Raw genomic sequence first — 1,212 nt, 5'->3', positions numbered from 1 at the left:
GTCGTTGCCGCTGCGCGGCGCGCTGACGAGGATGCATGGGGGCTGGCTCCACGGGTGGGCAGTTGGGTTTGGCCACTCTCAGCCTACCACCACCGCCAGCCTTTCTCATGCGTTTCAGCAGGTTGGGCTTATCTTAGTGCCATTCGCGCCAGGCCCCGTTGCTGATATTACCGAGAACTTCGACATCAATGACCCTATAATCAGGCAGCTCATCATCCGGGGAGTATCCTTTTAGTTCGGAATTAACCCAATGGACAAGCTCTTTCTCACCCAGTTGATGCAATAGGATTTTCGTTCTGAGAAGCGCGGTATTCAGATCCGCAGTCTCGGACGTCAATGCTGCGATTATTTCTCCGATCAGGTTCATGTGATCCCTCAAGATTTAGTGCATAACGACCAAGTAAGCCGCCCAGCGCGTGGCACCACGCTTGAGATCAAACACAACGCTGGCCGCGATGGGTAAGCTTGAGCGACTTGTTATGTATTTATTGGTTTATGATGCCCACAGATACAATTCGCGAATTAGATATATGACTGGAATCAAGGCGGCAATAGCGGCGAGCTTGTGTATGTCTTTCGTCAGCATTTCCATCTTTCTGGCCTCATGGACTGCTATGTATTCACCTAGAGAGAGACCAATGGCGGGTTGCCAGAACTTGCATTTCTTATTATTCTTTTGCCAGCTTTTCCGATTATTAATCGCGCAGATATCCGATCGGTCGTCTGGATTGCTTGCTCCCAAGTGTACGTTTACAACCCTTGGCCAGCCTTGAGGAACGAGTTTTGCCGCTTGAAGTCGGCGCAAAGTCGTAAAAAAACTGTCAACAGTTTGCGATTGCTGCAGTCCTTTCTGACTGAATGTCACTCGAAGACCGCAGACCTCACACTTATTTTCGGGCTCTTCCATAGAACGCAGTCTCTCTTACATATAGCCAACTAATGTGACATGCAGACACTGAAATAACTTTTAATACTCAAGTCTTTGTTTTTGCCAGTAGTGGCGCCATTCCCAAAGCTTGGGGCACGGGCTTTGCGGTTCCTTGTCTCTTGGGCCTCGGAGGCTTGATAGATGGGTTTCGCTTCGCTCTACCCATCCTTGTATCTTGAATTTCGTGATGGTTAGCTCCCATCACGCGAGACCGAGGCAGCTTGAACCCATCCTGAAGGCCTTGACCTTGTTGCGTAGATCAAGCCCTTGGTCTCTTCTTTCAC

2 protein-coding genes are annotated in these 1,212 nt (G+C 49.8%); both read right to left on the bottom strand.

The window, feature by feature from the left end:
- Positions 1-133: 133 nt before the first annotated feature.
- The gene (locus CKO27_RS23845; protein WP_200377397.1) at positions 134-367 is read right to left on the bottom strand and encodes an AbiTii domain-containing protein; all 234 of its coding nucleotides are present in this window, start codon (positions 365-367) and stop codon (positions 134-136) included.
- Positions 368-493: 126 nt separating this feature from the next.
- Positions 494-907, bottom strand: coding sequence for a hypothetical protein (locus tag CKO27_RS23840; protein WP_200377396.1), 414 nt, complete (start codon positions 905-907; stop codon positions 494-496).
- Positions 908-1,212 lie beyond the last annotated feature (305 nt).

It is taken from the genome of Thiocystis violacea, assembly GCF_016583575.1.
Lineage (GTDB): Bacteria > Pseudomonadota > Gammaproteobacteria > Chromatiales > Chromatiaceae > Thiocystis > Thiocystis violacea.
The sequence above is the reverse complement of the archived record's forward strand: the minus strand, read 5'-3'. Positions and strand labels throughout refer to the sequence as shown.